Origin of the sequence: Aeromonas sp. QDB68 (assembly GCF_027707405.1) — a bacterium.
Taxonomy (GTDB): Bacteria; Pseudomonadota; Gammaproteobacteria; order Enterobacterales; family Aeromonadaceae; genus Aeromonas; species Aeromonas caviae.
In genome coordinates this window covers 1-934 of sequence record NZ_JAPCIQ010000228.1, presented here as the reverse complement: position 1 = coordinate 934, position 934 = coordinate 1, and the positions used below count along the sequence as shown (strand labels likewise).

Below are 934 nucleotides of genomic sequence, written 5' to 3'. Positions count from 1 at the left end.
GAGGCAATGGCCTTCTCGACGTCGATCCCCTCAACCGCCTCAAGGAACCCTCGGCGAATGAGGAAGGGCCTACCGGCAATCTCCACCGAGGCCTCGCCCTCGCTCGCGATGGTGTCCAGATCATTCGGTCCGAAGAGGCGCAAGATATGCTGAAGGTCGGCCGGCGCACCAATCGTCGCTACCGCCGCAATATCAGGCATGTCGGCGGCGGCTACGATCGCAGCGGTGCCACCCAGGCTGTGCCCGACGAGGAGGGACGGTGACATGCCCGCCGCCGCCATCGCATTTGCGGCGGCCCGAAGGTCCTCGACGTCCGACGCGAAGTTCACAGGTTCTCCCGTCCCACCGCCGATCCCGGTCCCGGCGAAATCGAACCTCAAGACCCCGATGCCCGCACGCGACAGCGCGCGCGAGATGTGAACAGCGGCGCGACTGTCTTTCCCGCACGTGAAGCAGTGGGCGAAGATCGCCCAGCCCCGCGGCGTCCCTTCCGGCGGTTCGAGGTGCCCGGACAGCGGAGAGCCAGCCCCACTGACAAACGTAAATGATCTTCCTGCCATGTCCATCAAACCTCCAGCACGCGGCTTGGCGGTTGCGCTCTCAGAACCTTCGACGGAGCTGAGCGGAGCGCACCGCCAACCGGTAATCGTCATCTCAGGCTATCATTTATATGTCTGGCGCATATAGACAAGCCCCTATACCATGATTATATGCGCCAAGCATACTTCTGCGACCTGCTTTCCAAAGGCGGTCTCACGGAAGAGGTATCAGTCAGGCGCGTGGGCCAAAGGACTATGGAACTCAATCAAGTCAGCTATTTCATCAACTTGGCCGAGACGCTGAATTTCACAGCGGCCGCTCGCTTGAGCGGTGTGTCACAGCCAAGTCTGACCCGCGCGATCCGCCGCTTGGAAGATGAGCTTGGCGGGCCGCT

General features: G+C 62.0%; 2 protein-coding genes. One reads left to right on the top strand and one right to left on the bottom strand.

The window, feature by feature from the left end; genetic code table 11:
- A partial coding sequence (locus PG892_RS22715) for an alpha/beta hydrolase family protein (RefSeq protein WP_270825921.1) occupies positions 1 to 566 on the bottom strand: 566 nt, incomplete at its 3' end.
- Positions 567 to 710: 144 nt separating this feature from the next.
- On the opposite strand from PG892_RS22715, the gene PG892_RS22710 reads away from it, so the two are divergent.
- Positions 711 to 934 (top strand): LysR family transcriptional regulator (locus tag PG892_RS22710; protein WP_333563695.1); only part of this gene is annotated, 224 nt, incomplete at its 3' end.